This is a genomic window from Xanthomonas sp. NCPPB 1128, from assembly GCF_001043115.1.
GTDB lineage: Bacteria > Pseudomonadota > Gammaproteobacteria > Xanthomonadales > Xanthomonadaceae > Xanthomonas_A.
Window position 1 is genome coordinate 41,357 of the sequence record NZ_LFME01000019.1, and the last position, 16,845, is coordinate 58,201.

Here is a 16,845-nt window from a genome sequence, read left to right on the forward strand (position 1 = left end):
CCGCCCTCATCGCTGCAACGCCACCGCCAGCGCCTCGCCCATCATGCGCAGGAACAAGGTGCCCATGCCGGGATAGAACCGGTTCGGGTCGCGGCTGCCGACCGCGATCAGGCCCAGGCCCGGCAGCGGCAGCAGCGCGGTGGACTGCACCTCGTCCACGCGCTCGCCGTACAGCAGCGCCTGCTTCTCCGGTTGCAGGCGGCCGCAGATCGGCTCGCCGTCCTTCAGGCAATCGCGGAACGGCGCCAGCCGCGCATCGTCGGCCGCCAGCACCTGCAGCCACGGCGCCTGCTCCAGGCCGGGCAAGGGCTGCAGCAGCACGATGCTGACCAGGTCGCCCTGGAAATCCTCCTGCAGCGAGGCGGCCATCGCGCGCACGCTGTCGGCGGCGCTGCGCTGGCGCATCAGCGCCAGGGTCAACTGATGGGTGCGCACCGCCAGCCGTTCGTTGACCTGCGCGTTGGCGGCCAGGTCGGCCAGCCGCCGCGACAGTTCGCGGTTCTTGTCGCGCAGCACTTCCAGCTGGTAGCTGGCCAGCGACGCGGTGGGGCCGTCGTCGCGCGGCACCACCAGGGTCAGCGCCAGATCGGGAAACTGTTTCAGGAAGCCGGGATGGCGCCGCAGCCATGCTGCCACCTCGTGCGCGCCGAGCTTGTCGTGGCTGTCGCTCATCGGATCCATTCTCCATCGAAGACGAACGTCGCCGGCCCGGACATCACCACCGGCGCGGTATCGTCCGGCCACTGCACCCGCAGTTCGCCGCCGGGCAGGGTGACGCGCACGTCGCGCTCGACCCGGCCGCGCTGCATCATCACCGCGGCCGCCGCGCAGGCGCCACTGCCGCAGGCCAGGGTCTCGCCGACGCCGCGCTCGTACACGCGCAGGCGCAGGTGGCCGCGGTCGATCACCTGCACGAAGCCGACGTTGACCGAATCCGGGAACGAGGCGTGCTGCTGCAGCAACGGGCCCAGGCGCTCCACCGGCGCCGCATCGACCAGGCCCACTTCCAGCACCGCGTGCGGGTTGCCCATCGACACCGCGCCGAAGCGCACGCTGCCGCCCTGCAGCGGCAGCACGTACTCGTCGCGCGCGCGCGGGAAACCGACCAGCGGCACGTCCTCCGGCGCGAAGCGCGGCACGCCCATCGCCACGGCGAATGCGCCGTCGGCACCGCGCGTGATGTGGTGGCTGCCGGCGGGGCTTTCGATCACGAAGTCCGTGCCGCTCGCACTGCCGTCGCGCACCAGCCAGGCGGCGACGCAGCGCGCGCCGTTGCCGCATTGCCCGGCGGCGCTGCCGTCGGTGTTCCAGATGCGGTAGCTGGCGACCGCCGCAGCATCGCGCGGCGGTTCGATGGTCAGGATCTGGTCGCAGCCGACGCCGAAGTGGCGGTCGGCCAGGCGCACCGCCAATGCGGCGTCCGGCGGCGGGGTGCCGTCGCGCAGGTCGAGCACCACGAAATCGTTGCCCGCGCCCTGCATCTTGCTGAAACGCAGGCGCGCGTCGTGGCGGGCCTCACTCATTCCCATTGGTGGGCATGGTGGTGTCGTTGGCCGGCGGGCGCTGCCCGTCCACCGGCTGCGCCTGTCCGGCGGGATCGGTGGTCGCCGGCGGCGTCGCATCCGGTGAGGGCGTGGCGGGCGCGGCTTCCACCGGCACCGGCTTCTGCGGCATCACCAGCGGCCCCTTGTTGCCGCAGCCGGCCAGGGCCAGCAGTGCAGCGGCGGAAAGAACGAGACGGATCGGAGAAGAGGACGATGTGCTCATGCGCCGAGTATAGCCACACCGGCATGAACCGGCTGTGCCGCGGTCGCGCAATGCGCCGCGCTCACTCGCGCGGCGGTTCGGGCCGCCACCACAGCCACAGCGCCACCGCACTCATGCAGCCGATCGCCAGTACCTGCACCCACAACCGGTGCACGAACAGCAGCAGCACCAGCGCGCATGCGGCCATGGTCAGTGTCGCCATCCATTTGCCGCGCCGGCTGACCGCGCCATGCCGTTCCCAGTCGCGGATGCTGCGGCCGAAACGCGGATCGCGCAGCAGGCGCCGGCGCAGCCGCGGCGAACCGCGCGCGGCGGCATAGGCGGCGATCAACACGAACACCGTGGTCGGCAAGCCCGGCACGAAGATGCCGACGATGCCGGTCGCCAGGCTGGCATAGGCCAGAAGCCACCAGGCCCAGCGGAAACGGGAGTGCGTGCGCATCGCGCCATCATAAGCCCGCGTCGGCGCGCACTGGCGTCGACCCGACGACTGACGCGACCGCCGGACGCGTGCAGCAACGGCTGTAGGAGCGGCTTCAGCCGCGACGGGCGTTACCGATAACGCCGTCGCGGCTGAAGCCGCTCCTACGACCGCAGTCTTTCGTGGTCGCTGGAGCACACCGTTGGTCGCGAAGAAAGACGTCACCGGCCAATCGGACTTCGGCGCAGCCGGGACCGGCGCCCATCCCGCACAACATCAGCGCCATCGGCCAGCCCGCAGGCCAGCCGATGCGCACCCCACTCACTTGGCCGGCGACTCCACGCCCAGCTGGTCCAGCATGAAGGCATAGGACTCGGCCATTTCGCGGTAACGGCGGAAGCGGCCGGACTTGCCGCCGTGGCCGGCTTCCATGTTGACGCGGAACACGATCGGCTGGCTGCCGGTGTCGTTCTCGCGCAGCTTGGCCACCCACTTGGCCGGCTCCCAGTACTGCACCTGCGAGTCCCACAGGCCGGTGCCGACGTACATCGCCGGGTAGGCCTGGCGGGTGACGTTGTCGTAGGGCGAGTAGCTGAGCATGTAGTCGTAGTACACCTTCTGCTCCGGATTGCCCCACTCGTCGTACTCGTTGGTGGTCAGCGGGATGCTCGGGTCGAGCATGGTGGTGACCACGTCCACGAACGGCACCTGCGCCACCAGCACGCGGTAGTCCTTGGGCGCCATGTTCGCCACCGCACCCATCAGCAGGCCGCCAGCGCTGCCGCCGGCCGCGGCCACGCGGTCCGGGGCGGCGTAACCCTGCTGCACCAGCCCGCGGGTGACGTCGATGAAGTCGGTGAAGGTGTTCTTCTTGTGCAGCAGCTTGCCCTGGTCGTACCAGTCGCGCCCCATCTCCTGGCCGCCGCGGATGTGCGCGATGGCGTAGACCACGCCGCGGTCGAGCAGGCTCACCACCGGCAGGTTGAACGCCGGATCGGTGGACATGCCGTAGCTGCCGTAGGCGTACTGGTACAGCGCGGCGCTGCCGTCCTTCTTGAAGCCTTTCTTGTAGACCAGCGACACCGGCACCTTGACCCCGTCGCGCGCGGTCACCCAGACGCGCTCGGTCTGGTACTTGCTGGCGTCGTAACCGATCACCGGCTGCTGCTTGAGCAGCTTGCGCTCGCCGGTACGGGTGTTGAGTTCGTAGGTGGTGGCCGGGGTGGTCAGCGAGGTGTAGCTGTAGCGCAGCCACGGCGTGTCCGGCTCGGCGTTGATCGACAGGCCCATCGAGTACGCCGGCTCGTCGGCCTTGACGTATTCCTCCTTGCCGTCGGCGAAGTGCAGGCGGATCCGTTCCAGGCCGTCGGAGCGCTCGGCGATGGCGGTGAAGCCGTCGAACAGCTCGAAGCCGTCGATGAACACCTTCTCGTCGTAGGGCAGCCAGCTCTGCCACTGGCTGCGCGAGGTAGCGCCATCTGGTGCAGTCATCAGCGCGTAGTTCTTGGCCTTCCAGTTGGTGCGGATCACCCAGCGGCCGTCGAAGTGGTCGGCGTGGTACTCGACGTCGCGCTCGCGCGGCGCCAGCACGGTGAAGCGCTGCGGATCGGCGGCCGGCGCATAGCGCTGCTCGGAAGACACGGTGCTTTCGACACCGATGACGATGTACTTGTCGTCGCGGGTGCGGCCCACCCCCATGTAGAAGCTGTCGTCCTTTTCCTCGTAGACCAGTACGTCCTGCGCGGCCGGCGTGCCCAGCACGTGCTTCTTGACCCGCACCGTCAGCAGCGTCTCCGGATCGTTCTCGACGTAGAACAGGGTCTTGTTGTCGTCGGCCCAGACCACGTCCGGCGACACGCCGGGAATGCGGTCGCCGTAGACCTCGCCGGTGTCCAGGTTCTTGAAGCGCACCACGTACTGGCGGCGGCCCACGTCGTCCTCGGTCCAGGCCAGAATGCGGTTGTCCTGGCTGACCGCTGCGTCGCCCACGCTGAAGTAGCCCTTGCCGGCGGCCATAGTGTTGACGTCGAGCAGGATCTCCTCCGGCGCCTCCATGCTGCCCTTGCGGCGCGCCTGGATCGGATAGTCCTTGCCGCTCTCGTAGCGGGTGTAATACCAGTAGCCGCGCTCGCCGTACGGCACGCTGCTGTCGTCCTGCTTGATGCGGCCGACGATCTCCTCGTACAGCCGGTCTTCCAGCGGCTGCAGCGGCTTCAGCACCTGGTCCGCGTAGGCGTTCTCGGCATTGAGATAAGCCAGCATCTGCGGATTCTTGCGCGCATCGTCGCGCAGCCAGTAATAAGCGTCCTGGCGGACGGCGCCGAACGGCGCCTTGACCGCATGCGGCTGCTTGGCCGGATGCGGCGGGGTCGCCGCAGCGGCGGAGGCGGAGGAAGCGAAGGAGGCGGTCATGAGCAGGACAAGGCTCGCTAGCAAGGGGCGGTGAGGCATCTAATGGGGCTCCGGCGGCGGTAACGCAACGGGACGCGCCGCCCTCGACGGGCGGCGGCAGCGGGCGGGCGCCGCGCAGTGCCGGCCGAGTCTCCCTGCAACGCCGCGCCGTGGCAAGCGCGTTGCCATGGCGGAGCCGGCGATATGCCGGGACGTGAGGTGTGGACGCGGCGTGCGCCACTGCCTGCGGCGCCGCGCCGATGGCGTGTGGCGTGGCCTTGGCCGGGGCCAATGCGACGCGTGCGGCGTCGCGCAGCATGGCGAACGGCAGCCGGCGCGCAGTCGACCTGGCTAGCGAGCAACGACAACGCGTGTCGCGTCATCCGACGCCAGTCGGTGACACGCCCGACCCGGCCGGGACGCAGTCAAGCGCGTCGTCCCCGCTCACGCCCATAACACCCGATGCGGCGCGCTCCACTATCATCGGCGGCATGGCTTCCCTTCCCGGCGACACTTCCCGCGTCTCGCCCGCCGCGCCCGGCTACAGCCAGCGCAGCCGCGAGATCGAGCCCTTCCACGTGATGGCGCTGCTGGCCCGCGCCAACGAACTGGAGCACGCCGGCCACGACGTGATCCACCTGGAGATCGGCGAACCGGACTTCACCACCGCCGCGCCGATCGTCGCCGCCGGCCAGGCTGCGCTGGGTGCCGGCCACACCCGTTACACCGCCGCGCGCGGCCTGCCCGCCCTGCGCCAGGCGCTGGCGGACTTCTACCGGCAGCGCCACGACGTCGACCTGGATCCGGCACGCATCCTGATCACCCCCGGCGGCTCCGGGGCCCTGCTGCTGGCCAGCGCGCTGCTGGTCGATCCCGGTCGCCACTGGCTGATGGCCGACCCCGGCTATCCGTGCAACCGCCACTTCCTGCGCCTGGTCGAAGGGTCGGCGCAGTTGGTGCCGGTCGGCCCGGACAGCCGCTACCAGCTGACCCCGGACCTGCTGCAGCGGCACTGGAACGCGGACAGCGTCGGCGCGCTGGTGGCCTCGCCGGCCAACCCCACCGGCACCGTGCTGTCGCGCGCCGAACTGGCCGCACTGTCGCAGACGCTGCACGCCCGCGGCGGACACCTGGTGGTGGACGAGATCTACCACGGCCTGAGCTACGGCATCGACGCGCCCAGCGTGCTGGAGGTCGACGACGCCGCCTACGTGCTCAACAGCTTCTCCAAGTACTTCGGCATGACCGGCTGGCGCCTGGGCTGGCTGGTGGCGCCGCGCGCGGCGGTGCCGTCGCTGGAGAAGCTGGCGCAGAACCTGTACATCAGCGCGCCCAGCATTGCCCAGCACGCGGCGCTGGCCTGTTTCCTGCCGGAGACGCTGCATATCCTGGAAGCGCGCCGCGCCGAATTCGCGCAGCGCCGCGACTACCTGCTGCCGGCGCTGCGCGCGCTCGGCTTCCGCATCGAGGTCGAGCCGGAGGGCGCGTTCTACCTGTACGCCGACGTCTCCGATTTCACCGACGATGCGCAGGCGTTCTGCGCGCACTTCCTGGAGACCGAGCACGTCGCCTTTACCCCCGGCGTGGATTTCGGTCGCCACCGCGCCCGCCAGCATGTGCGCATCGCCTATACCCAGAGTCTTCCGCGGCTGCAGGAAGCGGTGGCGCGGATCGCGCGCGGGCTGTCACGCTGGGCGCGCTGAGACGACCCGCCACACTGCAAAGCGCATTGAGCCTTCTCATGCTCACCTATCGCGACGCCATCGCATCCGATCTCCCGGCGATCTGCGCACTCGGCGAAGAGGTCAATGCACTCCACCATGCGGCGTTTCCCCACATCTTCGCCGGCGCAGGCGCCACGGACCGCGACGCGGCGCACTGGATGCGCAGCATCGGCCGGGACGATGCCACCACCTTCGTCGCCGATGCGCAGGGCGTCCTGGTCGGCTTCGTCACGGTCGGCATCGTTGAGGAATCGCACTCGCTGCTGCAGCCCATGCGCTTCGGCCGGGTGGGCAGCGTGGGCATCACCCGCAGCCATCGCGGCCGGGGCATCGGCCCGGCGCTGATGCAGCATGCGCACGACTGGGTGACGCGACGCGGCGGTGTCGAAATGCGCCTGAACGTCTGGGCCTTCAACACGCACGCACTGCACGTGTACGAAGAACTGGGCTATGACGTCCGTTCGCTGACCTTGGTCAAACCGTTGGCCGACGGCGCCTGAGCACCCGCTGCGGCCAACGCGGACAGTACCGGCGCGATCGTGACGCCGTGCGTTGCGCGCCGGCTCGACCAGTCACTGGGTAACGCGCCAGACCAGGCGATGGTCCGAGTCCCGACCGGGACGCGGACCGCACCACTCACTTGGACAGCCGCTCCCACAGGAAGCTATACGCCAGCGCCTGCATGTGCGCCGCCTGCGCGTTGTTGGCCGCACCGCCATGACCGCCTTCGATGTTCTCGTAGTAGGTCACGTCCTTGCCGGCGTCGATCATCTTCGCCGCCATCTTCCGCGCATGGCCCGGGTGCACGCGGTCGTCGCGGGTGGAGGTCAGGAAGATCACCGGCGGATAGGTCTTCTTCGGGTCGAACAGGTGGTACGGCGAGAAGGTCTGGATGAACTTCCAGTCGTCGGTGTCCGGGTTGCCGTACTCGGCCATCCACGAGGCGCCGGCCAGCAGGTGGCTGTAGCGCTTCATGTCCAGCAGCGGCACCTGCACCACCACCGCGCCGAACAGCTGCGGGTACTGCATCAGCATGTTGCCGGCCATCAGCCCGCCGTTGCTGCCGCCCTGTACGCCCAGGTGCTTGGCCGAGGTGATCTTGCGCGCGACCAGGTCCTGCGCCACCGCCGCCATGTCCTCGTAGGCCTTGTGCCGGTTCTGCTTCAGCGCCGCCTGGTGCCAGCGCGGGCCGTACTCGCCGCCGCCGCGGATGTTGGCCAGCGCGTACACGCCGCCCTGGTCGAGCCAGGCGCGGCCCAGGCTGCCGGAGTAGAACGGGGTCATCGAGATCTCGAAGCCGCCGTAGGCGTACAGCAGGGTCGGCGCGCTGCCGTCGGCCTTGAGCTGCTTGGGCCGGACCAGGAAGTACGGCACCTTGGTGCCGTCCTTGGACACCGCGAAGTGCTGCTCGATCGCATCCTTGGACGCGTCGAAGAAGCTCGGCATCGCCTTCAGCGTCTCGATGCTCTTCGGCCCGCGCTGCACGTCGGCCAGCATCAGCGTGGTCGGGGTCAGGAAGTCGGTGGAGGTCAGCCACACCTGGTCGTTCTCGTCGGCATCGACCGCATCGACGCTGGTGCTGCCGAAGGCCAGGTCGCCGACCGGGAACGCCGTGCGCGCCCACTCGCCCTCGCCCGGGGTCAGCACCCACAGCCGGCTCTTGACGTCGTCGAGCACGTTCAGCACCAGCCGCGACTTGGTCCAGGCGAAGGACGCCAGCGACGCGGTCTCGGTCGGCGTGAACAGCACCTGGAAGTCGCGCTTGCCGGCCATGAAGTCGTCGAACTTGGTCGCCAGCAGCGCACCGGCCGGGTAGGTCGTGCCGCCCACCATCCACGGATCGCGCAGTTCCAGGGTCAGCCACTGGCGGTGCACGCCCTTGTTGGCCGAATTGGGCACGTCGATCTTGGTCAGGCGGCCGTCGGCGCCGCGCAGGTACATCTCGTCGTTGTAGAAGGCCAGCGTGCGGCTGACGAAATCGCGCTCGTAGCCGGGCGTGTCGTCGTGCATCGCGGCGATGTACATGTCGTCCGGCTTGCCCTCGTAGACCAGCGTGGCGCTGCTCATCGGGGTGCCGCGCTTCCACTGCTTGACGATGCGCGGGTAGCCGGAGCTGGTCAGCGAGCCGGGGCCGAAGTCGGTGTACAGGTAAACGGTATCGGCATCGATCCAGCTCAGCCCGCCCTTGGCCTCGGGACGGAAGAAGCCGTCCTTGATCCATTGCTTGTTGCCCAGGTCGAACTCACGGGTGACGTCGGCGTCGGCGCCGCCGCGCGACAGCGCGATCAGGCAACGCGTGTACTCCGGGCGCAGGCAGTTGGCGCCATGCCACACCCAGTTCTCGCCCTCGGCCTTGTTCAGCGCGTCCAGGTCCAGCACCGTCTCCCACTTCGGCTCGGGCTTGCGGTACTCGTCCAGGGTGGTACGGCGCCACAGGCCGCGCTCGTGCGCGCGGTCCTTCCACAGGTTGTAGTAGTACGGGCCGATCTTCTGCACGGCCGGGATCTTGGCGTCGGAATCCAGCACCTCGCGGATGCCGGCCTCGCGGGCCTTGAAGGCGGGGGTGTCGGCCAGGCGTGCCTCGGTCTTGGCGTTCTGCGCCTTGACCCAGTCCAGCGCCTTGGTGCCGGTAACGTCTTCGAGCCAGGCGTAGGGGTCTTGGGGCATCGCGGTTTCCTTTGCCGCGGCGGTGCCGGCGGCGAGCAGGCCGGCGAGCAGGCAGGCGTGTGCGAGTGAGGACATTGGTTCGGATCCGGGAAGGACAGCGCCGCACCGTAGCACGCAGCATCGCCGGCCTCCCCTGCCGAAGGTCAGGCTGGACGCATCTCAGCCAAGCGCCCGCCGTGGCCACAGCGCGCCTTTGCGCACACTCTCCATGCCCCCTGGAACGCGGGATCAATCCGCCTGCATGATCGCCAGCTCAAGCCCGTTGGGATCGCGGAAGTGCAAGCGTCGCCCGCCCGGAAAGGCGAAGATCGGCTTGCTGATGATCCCGCCGGCCGCCTCGACAGCCACTTGCGCAGCGTCGAGGTCGTCCACCAGCACCACTGGCAGAGGCGCTGCCGGCGCCTCGCTCATGTCGCCCTGCAATCCCAGGTCGACTTGGCCCGTCATGGTGCATGCGTAGCTGGGGCCGAAACTGGTCAGTTCCCACCCGAACGCTGCCGCGTAGAAGGTCCGTGCCGCGCTGAGATCGCGTGCGGGAAGTTCGACGAAACTGATGCGGGGCATGCGCAATCTCCTAGGCTTGTTTTCGAACGCGTTTGGTCGGGAGGCCGGACACACTGCGCATCACCCACGGCCTCAGTTCGGCCGGCTCGGACAGCATGGTCTCGGGGACGACGACGTAGGACTTGCTGGCCGGCTGATCCGGTTCGTAGCGAAGCGGTGCGGCCCCCGGCACGGCGAGGAGTGCGTCACGCTCGCTGCCGGCGAACTTCAAGGCCAGTCCGACGTCGGAAAGGGAAGCGAACGGCTTGCCGTCCGCGTAGGCGAAGCGTCCGCCGAACATGGGACGAAACGCCACCTCCAGCCCGGGCGGCGCCGCATCGGCCAAGATCGACTGCAACAGCATGGGATCGTGCTTCATGCGGGCTCCTCCTGGGCCGACTTCCCATAGCATGCCCCGTAGCGGGCGTCATGGCGCGGCTGTTCTGCCCTGCCGCGCGCAGAACGGGTTCGAGCCAGGCATGGAGATCCTGTGGCATTGCGGTTTCCTTGACCGCGGCGAGGCCGACGGTGAACAGGTACGGGTAGGGACACGGCTCGGATCCGGGAAGGGCCGCGCCGCATCAGGGGACGCGCCCTTCCCACTTCCCCCTGCCGACGGTCAGGCCGGGCGCGCGGTTCGCAGCGCCGGCCGGCGCCGCCGCGCCTGCGCCCGCGGCCTTGCCCGCCACTGCCCCCACAGACGCCGCAGCGGCGGCAGCGGGAAGCGATGCAAGGCCCACCAGGCGCTCAGCGGCATGCCCAGCAGCCACAGCGGCCGCCAGCCCAGCCATTCGCTGTGGCCGCGCGCGGCCGGCCACACCAGGACCAGGGCCAGCCCGGCCAGGATCGCCTGACGCAGCAGACGGCGCAGGCCCGGATGCGGGACGTGGGTGCGCGGGGACGACGCGTTCGGCATGACGGCAGCTCCTGGAAGTCGAGGCGCGCAGGTTGCCGCCGCCACATCTCAGGGGCTGCGACGCACCATTGACATGGCGCACGCGCATACTTCACCGGCGTTCGCCCTTCGCCCCGGAATCTCCTATGCGCCTGCTTTCCCTGTTCGCTTCCGTGCTGCTGCTGGGCATGGCCGTCCCGTTGCCGACGGCCCGCGCCAAGGCGCCGGACCCGGAGCAGGAGCCTGCGCAGCCGCCGATCGACCTGCAGCGCTTCATGGGCCGCTGGTACGTGATCGCCCACATCCCGTACTTCGCCGAGCGCGGCCACGTCGCCAGCAGCGACGAGTACACCCTCAAGGAAGACGGCAAGATCGCGGTGCGCTACGAGTACCGCAACGGCTTCGACGAACCGGTCAAGGAGCTCAACTCGCGCGCCACGGTCAAGGAAGGCACCGGCAACCGCCGCTGGACCACCTGGTTCTTCAGGATGGTGCCCACCAAGTACCGCATCCTGGAAGTGGCGCCGGACTATTCCTGGGCGCTGATCGACTACCCCGGCCGCGATCTGGCGTGGGTGTTCGCGCGCTCGCCGAACATGAGCCACAAGCAGTACCGCGAGCTGGTCGACAAGCTGGACCACCAGTACGGGGTCAACATCGACAAGCTCAAGCGCGTGGCGCAGCGCCGCGACCAGGTCGGCAAGCTCGGCTTCGAAGTGCCGAACAAGCCCTGACGCGGCTCCCGACCACCGGCGGCCGCGACGCGGGCGACGCCCGCGCTGCGCCGAGCCGGCGCAGTCCGGGCTGCCGAGACGCCATGCGGGCTGCATTGCGCCGCGGCACTGCGAGCAGCCAGCGCCACAAGCGGCATGGCACCCGGCACGGCCTGCCCCGGACCATCGATCATCCTTCGCTCAGCGAAGCACCCGGCGCCGCCCGTATGATCGGGGCGCCCTCCCCCCACAGACAGGTGCACCGCTTGGCCAGCGTCCTCTCCGACCCCCTCGACGAAGCACCGCGCGGCTGCGCGGATGCGACGATGTTGCGCGGCCAGGTGTTCGCGCAGAACTGCCCGTCCCGCGCCGTGCTCAGCCATGTCACCAGCCGTTGGGGCGTGCTGGTGCTGGTGGCCCTGCGCAAGGGCACCCACCGCTTCGGCGACCTGCGCCGCAGCCTGGAAGGCGTCAGCGAAAAGATGCTGTCGCAGACCCTGCAGGCGCTGGAGGCAGACGGTCTCGTGCAACGCACCGCCTACCCGGTGGTGCCGCCGCACGTGGAATACGATCTGACCCCGCTCGGCGAGGAAGCATCCGCGCACGTGCATGCCTTGGTGGACTGGATCGAGCGCAACATCGGCGCGATCCTCGGCGGCGGCGCGCCGCTGGACGCAGACTAGGGCGTCCGTATCCAGGCCACGCCGGGCGTCGGCGGCACTGCCCCGGTCGCGGCTGAAGCCGCTCCTACGACGGCCGCTGCGTTGCGCCACAGGGACTGCATCCCGCACCACACAGTACGCCTCGGCGACGACGCAGGTTCCCGCGTAGGAGCGGCTTCAGCCGCGACGCTTTCCCGGTCATGCCCAGCGCGGCCGAAGCCGCTCCTACGCAGACCATCGCACCGGGCGCGGCGGGGTCTCAGTCGTCGCTGTAGTTGCTCAGCGCCAGCGACAGCAGCGCCTTGGCTTGCTCACGCAGCGAACGCGGCTCGACGATCTCCGCATCCGAGCCGTAGTGCAGCACGTCCATCAGCAGCTCGCGCGAGACGCTGTAGGGCACCTTCAGTTCGTAGCGGCCGTCGGCCAGGAAGCGGCCCTGCTGCTTGGAATGCCAGTGCTCGTCGGCCACCCAGCGCGCCGCCTTGGGGCTGAACACGATGGTGGCCCAGCCCTTCGGCGCGCCGGAGAAGATGCCGTAGCTGGCGGCCAGCTGCGAATCCAGCTCGGCGTCGGCCACATCCTGCGCCGGCTGGTCGAGCAGCCGCGCATGGTTGATGCGATCCACCGCGAAGCTGCGCACCGCGTCGCGGCCATGGTCCCAAGCGTCCAGGTACCAGTTGTCGCGGTAGTGGGTGATGCGCTGCGGCGACACCGTGCGCTTGGTCGATTCATCGGTGGAGCGGGCGCGGTAGTCGAAGGACAGGCGCTTGCGCTCCAGCACCGCCGAGGCGACGGTACGGAAACTGGCTTCGTCGAGCTTGCGGCCGCGGTGCGGGATCACCCGCACCCGCTCCACCGGCCAATGGGTCGCCCCGGCCTGGGCGGCGAGCAGGCTTTCGATGCGCTGCTGCAGCGGCGCCAGCACCGAGGACAGCACCCCGCCGCCGGTGCGGGCCAGCAGTTGCTGCGAGGCCAGCAGCGCGTGCAGTTCTTCCGAACTCAGCCACAGCCCCGGCAACTCGAAACGGTCGCTCTCCCCGGACTCGTAGCGGAAGCCGGCCTCGCCATCGCCCTCCACCGGCGCCATCAGCGCATCGCGCAGGAAGGCCAGATCGCGGTAGACGGTGGCGCGGGAGCAGCCCAGTTCGTCCTGCAGCCGCGCCACCGTCACCGGATAGCGCGCGGACTTGAGCAGGCGGTGCAGTGCGTTGATGCGTTCGTAGCGGTCCATGGCCCCGATTATGTCTGAGTCGCGGGCGGAAAACGCCTGCCCGGTGCGGCCGCCGGCAGGGCGCCCGAACCGTCGATGAAGCCGGCGCCCGGGGCCGGCCAGGGTGTCATGTGGATCCGGTATGATGAAATCGTTTCCATTTCGTTAGCCGAAGGCTGCGTCCTCATCTCCGGAGAAGCCATGTCCCGCCGCGCCACCCCCGTATCCGCCATCGCTTTGTTGCTGCTGAGCACGTCACCGGCCTGGGCCGCCGACGTCGCCACCTCACCGACAGCCACGGACCCGGCCAGTTCGCCGTGGAGCGGATCGGGCGAACTGGGCTTCGCCTCCTCGCACGGCAACAGCAGCAACGAAAGCCTCAACGGCCGCCTCAAGGGCCAGTACGTGGATGGCGACTGGATCCACAGCCTGGACCTGCTGGCCCTGCACGCCAGCGCCGAGTACGTCGACACCAATCCCGACGGCACCACCACGCGCAAGCGCCAGACCACCTCCAACCGCTACACCGGCAGCGCCGGCAGCGCGCTGCAGCTCGGCGAGCACCGCCAGCTGACCGCCTCGCTGCGCTACGAGCGCGACGACTTCGCCACCTACGACCGCCTGGCCACGATCGGCATCGGCTACGGCACCCGGATCATGGACGGCGACCGCCGCAGCATCGACGTGCAGATCGGTCCCGGCGTGCGCCGCGCGCACGACGTGGTCGAGAACCGCACCGAGACCGGCCTGATCGGCCGCGGCCTGGTCGACTTCAAGTATGGCCTGACCAGCAACACCGAACTGGGCAACACCCTGCTGGTCGAATCCGGCGCGTACAACACCTTCGCGCAGAACGACCTGGGCATCTCGGTGAGCATGAACGAGCGCCTGGCGCTGAAGGCCGGCTGGCAGGCGCGCTACAACAGCGACGTCAGCGACGACAAGAAGAAGACCGATACCCTAGCCACGATGAACCTGGTCTACAAGTTCAAGTGAGCGGGGAGTGGGGAGTGGGGGTTCGGGATTGGCTCACGGCGGCGCGGCCAGCCGCCGCGTTGCGGGACTGACCCATTGATTCGCTGCTCGCAGGAGCGGGTGCAGCCGCGCCCCGCCGCACGCAATGGCGGTGGCGTGCAAAGGCCAAGCACCTCACCTGTAGGAGCGGCTTCAGCCGCGACAGGCTTTCCCGGTAACGCCCATCGCGGCTGAAGCCGCTCCTACACCGCAACCGGCACTGTCGGGATCTGCACTGTGGGAGGGACTTCAGTCCCGACGACGGAGGGTGTCAGTCTGCTTCGGCTTCGCTTGTCGCGGCTGCATGACAGGTGCCCCCACCGTCGCTGGCGCGGACTGCGCACGCCATCAGGCCGGCAGATCGACATCCAGCAATTCCCGCGCGCCGGCGCCCAGCAGGGCCTCGGCCACGGCCTGGCCCAGCGCCTGCGGATCCCGCGCACTGCGCTGCAGGTCGGCGCGCACCAGGCGACCATCGGCGACGCCGCCGACCAGGCCTTGCAGCAGCAGGTCGCCGCCGCGCCATTGCGCGAAGGCCGCCACCGGCACGTGGCAACTGCCGTGCAGGGCGCGGTTCATCGCCCGCTCGGCCTCCACGCAGGTGCGGGTCGGCGCATCGTCGAGCGCGGCGAACAGCGCCAGCGCGGCGCTGGCATCCTCGCGGCATTCCACCGCGATCGCGCCCTGCGCCGGGGCCGGCAGCCAATCCGGCGCCTGCAGGCGCTGGGTGATGCGTCCGTCCAGGCCCAGCCGCTGCAGGCCGGCGCAGGCCAGCACGATGCCGTCGTAGCCGCCGTTGTCGAGCTTGGCCAGGCGCGTGTTGACGTTGCCGCGCAGGTCCAGCAGCTCCAGGTCCGGGCGCCGCGCGCGCAGTTGCGCCTGCCGCCGCAGCGAGGAGGTGCCGACGCGCGCGCCCAGCGGCAGCGCGTCCAGCGAGGCGTAGAGGTTGGAGATCAACGCATCGGCCGGATCGGCGCGCGGCAGGATCGCCGGCAGCACGAACGGCGGGTCCAGCTCCATCGGCACGTCCTTGAGCGAATGCACCGCGCAATCGGCCTCGCCGCGCAGCATCGCCAGCTCCAGTTCCTTCAGGAACAGGCCCTTGCCGCCGATCGCCGCCAGCGAGCGGTCCAGGACTTCGTCGCCGCGGGTGCTCATCGGCACCAGCACCACGTCCAGGTGCGGGTGCGCGCGGCGCAGGCAGGCGGCGACATGCTCGCTCTGCCACAGGGCGAGCGGACTCTTGCGGGTAGCGATGCGCAGGATCTTCATGCGCGCATTATCGCGGAAAGCCGCCGTCCGCCGCTGCACGCGCGCGGTCCGGGCGGCATCAGCGCTGGTGGATCTCCTTGCGCAGCTGCGCCACGCAGCGCCGGCTGACCTCCAGCGGCTGCTTGCCATGGCGCAACACCGCCTGCACCTGGCCCTCGCCGAGCCGGCGCAGCTCCACCAGTTCGTGGCGCGCGACCAGGCAGTTGCGGTGGATGCGCACAAAGCGCTCGGCGAACTCCTCCTCCAGCGCGCGCAGCGATTCCTCGATCAAATCTTCGCCACGGGCGTGGTGCACCACCACGTACTTTTCCTCGGCCTGCAGGTAGTGGATGTCGTCGACCGGGATCAGCCGCAGGCTGCCGCGCAGGCGCGCACACAGATGGGTGCGCCGCTGCGGCGCCGGCGTTGCGGCATCGCCGCTGCCGCGTCCGGCCATGAAGGTGCGGGCGCGCTGCAGGGCCGCGGCCAGGCGCTCGGCGCGCACCGGCTTCATCAGGTAGTCGATCGCCGCCGCCTCGAATGCGGATAGCGCATGCGCATCGTAGGCGGTGCAGAACACCACCGCCGGGCGCGGTTCGAAGGTCGCCAGGTGGCGCGCCGCCTCCAGCCCGTCGAGACCCGGCATGGCGATGTCCAGCAACACCAGGTCCGGCTGCGCGGCGGCGCAGGCGTGCAGCGCGTCCATGCCGTTGTCGGCTTCGGCCACCACTTCCACGCCGGCATGCGCGGCCAGCAGCGTGCGCAGGCGTTCGCGCGCCAGGGGTTCGTCGTCGGCGATCAGTACCTTCACCCAGGTCTCCCCGCTCGGCTGGCGTGCGCTGCGGCCGATACTAGCCCCGGTTCCGGGCGCCCGCCACGGGTATCGCACCATGCCGCCACGCGGCTGCCGTCCTCAGTTGCCGGTGATGCAGGCGTCCATCCAGTCGCCCAGGTCGGCGATTTCCTCGGCGCAGACCTGGTGCGCCATCGGGTAGCGTCGCCACTGCACCGGCATGCCCAGCGCCTGCAGGGTCTGCGCGGTGCGCTCGGCGTAGGGCTGCGGGATGACCGGGTCGCCCTGGCCGTGGGCCATGAACAGCGGTTGCCGCAGGGCCGCCGGGGCGTGCCAGCGGGCCACGCTCTCCAGTTCCGGCAGATAGGTGGACAGGCCGATCAGGCCTGCCAGCGGCCGTTCGCGGCGCAGGCCGGCGGCGAGGGTGATCGCCCCGCCCTGGGAAAAGCGGGCCAGCAGCAGGCGCTCGGCCGGCACGCCGCGCGCGTCCTCGCGCGCGATCAGTTCCTCGACCTGGGCCACCGATTCGGCGACGCCGGCGCTGTCGGCACGGTTGGAGAAATCCATGCTGACGATGTCGTACCAGGCGCGCATGCGCACACCGTTGTTGATCGTCACCGCCCGCACCGGCGCGTGCGGGAACACGAAGCGCAGCGCCGGCCAGTGCGGCCGCAGCAGTTCCGGCACCAGCGGCGCGAAGTCGTTGCCGTCGGCACCCAGGCCGTGCAGCCACAGGACCGTCCAGCGCGGCGCGGCGCCGGTTTCGTGTTCCACTGTCTCCAGCATGTCGGTTC

Annotated in this window: 18 protein-coding genes; 5 read left to right on the forward strand and 13 right to left on the reverse strand. The window is 69.8% G+C overall.

Features of this window, described 5'->3' with window-relative positions; translation table 11 throughout:
• Positions 1-6 precede the first annotated feature (6 nt).
• From ACP93_RS12740 to ACP93_RS12760, 5 genes are all read right to left on the reverse strand, one after another.
• A complete protein-coding gene (locus ACP93_RS12740; RefSeq protein ID WP_048491057.1) occupies positions 7-672 on the reverse strand; it encodes a DUF484 family protein in 666 nt (221 codons plus the stop codon).
• Entirely contained in the window at positions 669-1,523 is an 855-nt protein-coding gene (gene dapF / locus ACP93_RS12745) for a diaminopimelate epimerase (protein WP_048491058.1), read from the reverse strand. The genes ACP93_RS12740 and dapF overlap by 4 nt, the downstream gene beginning before the upstream one ends.
• On the reverse strand, positions 1,516-1,767 hold the full coding sequence (locus tag ACP93_RS12750) for an LPS translocon maturation chaperone LptM (protein WP_048491059.1): 252 nt from the start codon (positions 1,765-1,767) through the stop codon (positions 1,516-1,518). Before ACP93_RS12750 ends, dapF begins: the two co-directional genes overlap by 8 nt.
• Positions 1,768-1,828: 61 nt before the next feature.
• The gene (locus ACP93_RS12755; RefSeq protein ID WP_048491060.1) at positions 1,829-2,209 is read right to left on the reverse strand and encodes a YbaN family protein; all 381 of its coding nucleotides are present in this window, start codon (positions 2,207-2,209) and stop codon (positions 1,829-1,831) included.
• A 300-nt stretch (positions 2,210-2,509) separates the two neighbouring features.
• Complete coding sequence (locus tag ACP93_RS12760; protein WP_204243686.1) at positions 2,510-4,600, reverse strand: S9 family peptidase; 2,091 nt, start codon at positions 4,598-4,600, stop codon at positions 2,510-2,512.
• A 470-nt stretch (positions 4,601-5,070) separates the two neighbouring features.
• On the opposite strand from ACP93_RS12760, the gene ACP93_RS12765 reads away from it, so the two are divergent.
• The gene (locus ACP93_RS12765) at positions 5,071-6,282 is read left to right on the forward strand and encodes a pyridoxal phosphate-dependent aminotransferase (RefSeq protein ID WP_048491062.1); all 1,212 of its coding nucleotides are present in this window, start codon (positions 5,071-5,073) and stop codon (positions 6,280-6,282) included.
• A gap of 38 nt (positions 6,283-6,320) precedes the next feature.
• Entirely contained in the window at positions 6,321-6,803 is a 483-nt protein-coding gene (locus ACP93_RS12770; protein ID WP_048491063.1) for a GNAT family N-acetyltransferase, read from the forward strand.
• A 136-nt stretch (positions 6,804-6,939) separates the two neighbouring features.
• On the opposite strand, the gene ACP93_RS12775 is transcribed toward ACP93_RS12770, so the two are convergent.
• The 4 genes from ACP93_RS12775 to ACP93_RS12790 form a co-directional block, all read right to left on the reverse strand.
• Positions 6,940-9,045, reverse strand: coding sequence for a prolyl oligopeptidase family serine peptidase (locus ACP93_RS12775; RefSeq protein WP_048491064.1), 2,106 nt, complete (start codon positions 9,043-9,045; stop codon positions 6,940-6,942).
• Between the two features lie 153 nt (positions 9,046-9,198).
• Positions 9,199-9,534 carry a VOC family protein gene (locus ACP93_RS12780; protein WP_048491065.1) on the reverse strand — a complete coding sequence of 112 codons (336 nt, stop codon included), beginning with the start codon at positions 9,532-9,534 and terminating at the stop codon, positions 9,199-9,201.
• A 10-nt stretch (positions 9,535-9,544) separates the two neighbouring features.
• Positions 9,545-9,892 carry a TfoX/Sxy family protein gene (locus ACP93_RS12785; protein ID WP_048491066.1) on the reverse strand — a complete coding sequence of 116 codons (348 nt, stop codon included), beginning with the start codon at positions 9,890-9,892 and terminating at the stop codon, positions 9,545-9,547.
• Between the two features lie 240 nt (positions 9,893-10,132).
• Complete coding sequence (locus ACP93_RS12790) at positions 10,133-10,429, reverse strand: hypothetical protein (RefSeq protein WP_048491067.1); 297 nt, start codon at positions 10,427-10,429, stop codon at positions 10,133-10,135.
• A 167-nt stretch (positions 10,430-10,596) separates the two neighbouring features.
• Here ACP93_RS12790 and ACP93_RS12795 point away from each other — a divergent pair, with 167 nt between their 5' ends.
• Together ACP93_RS12795 and ACP93_RS12800 are read left to right on the forward strand one after the other, a co-directional pair.
• Positions 10,597-11,142, forward strand: a complete 546-nt coding sequence (locus ACP93_RS12795; RefSeq protein WP_223875579.1) for a lipocalin family protein — start codon at positions 10,597-10,599, stop codon at positions 11,140-11,142.
• Between the two features lie 245 nt (positions 11,143-11,387).
• The gene (locus tag ACP93_RS12800; protein WP_048491068.1) at positions 11,388-11,804 is read left to right on the forward strand and encodes a winged helix-turn-helix transcriptional regulator; all 417 of its coding nucleotides are present in this window, start codon (positions 11,388-11,390) and stop codon (positions 11,802-11,804) included.
• Between the two features lie 238 nt (positions 11,805-12,042).
• Here the strand turns inward: ACP93_RS12800 and ACP93_RS12805 are convergent, their stop codons facing one another.
• The gene (locus tag ACP93_RS12805; protein WP_010341069.1) at positions 12,043-13,014 is read right to left on the reverse strand and encodes a helix-turn-helix transcriptional regulator; all 972 of its coding nucleotides are present in this window, start codon (positions 13,012-13,014) and stop codon (positions 12,043-12,045) included.
• Between the two features lie 180 nt (positions 13,015-13,194).
• Between ACP93_RS12805 and ACP93_RS12810 the strand changes: the two genes are divergently transcribed.
• A complete protein-coding gene (locus ACP93_RS12810; RefSeq protein WP_048491069.1) occupies positions 13,195-13,989 on the forward strand; it encodes a DUF481 domain-containing protein in 795 nt (264 codons plus the stop codon).
• A 366-nt stretch (positions 13,990-14,355) separates the two neighbouring features.
• Here ACP93_RS12810 and hemC read toward each other — a convergent pair whose 3' ends face one another.
• The 3 genes from hemC to ACP93_RS12825 form a co-directional block, all read right to left on the reverse strand.
• Positions 14,356-15,279: a hydroxymethylbilane synthase gene (gene hemC, locus ACP93_RS12815; RefSeq protein WP_048491070.1), complete on the reverse strand. Its 924-nt coding sequence runs from the start codon at positions 15,277-15,279 to the stop codon at positions 14,356-14,358.
• Between the two features lie 58 nt (positions 15,280-15,337).
• Entirely contained in the window at positions 15,338-16,069 is a 732-nt protein-coding gene (locus ACP93_RS12820; RefSeq protein WP_048491071.1) for a LytR/AlgR family response regulator transcription factor, read from the reverse strand.
• A gap of 102 nt (positions 16,070-16,171) precedes the next feature.
• Complete coding sequence (locus ACP93_RS12825; protein WP_048491072.1) at positions 16,172-16,837, reverse strand: alpha/beta hydrolase; 666 nt, start codon at positions 16,835-16,837, stop codon at positions 16,172-16,174.
• Between the last annotated feature and the right edge of the window lie 8 nt (positions 16,838-16,845).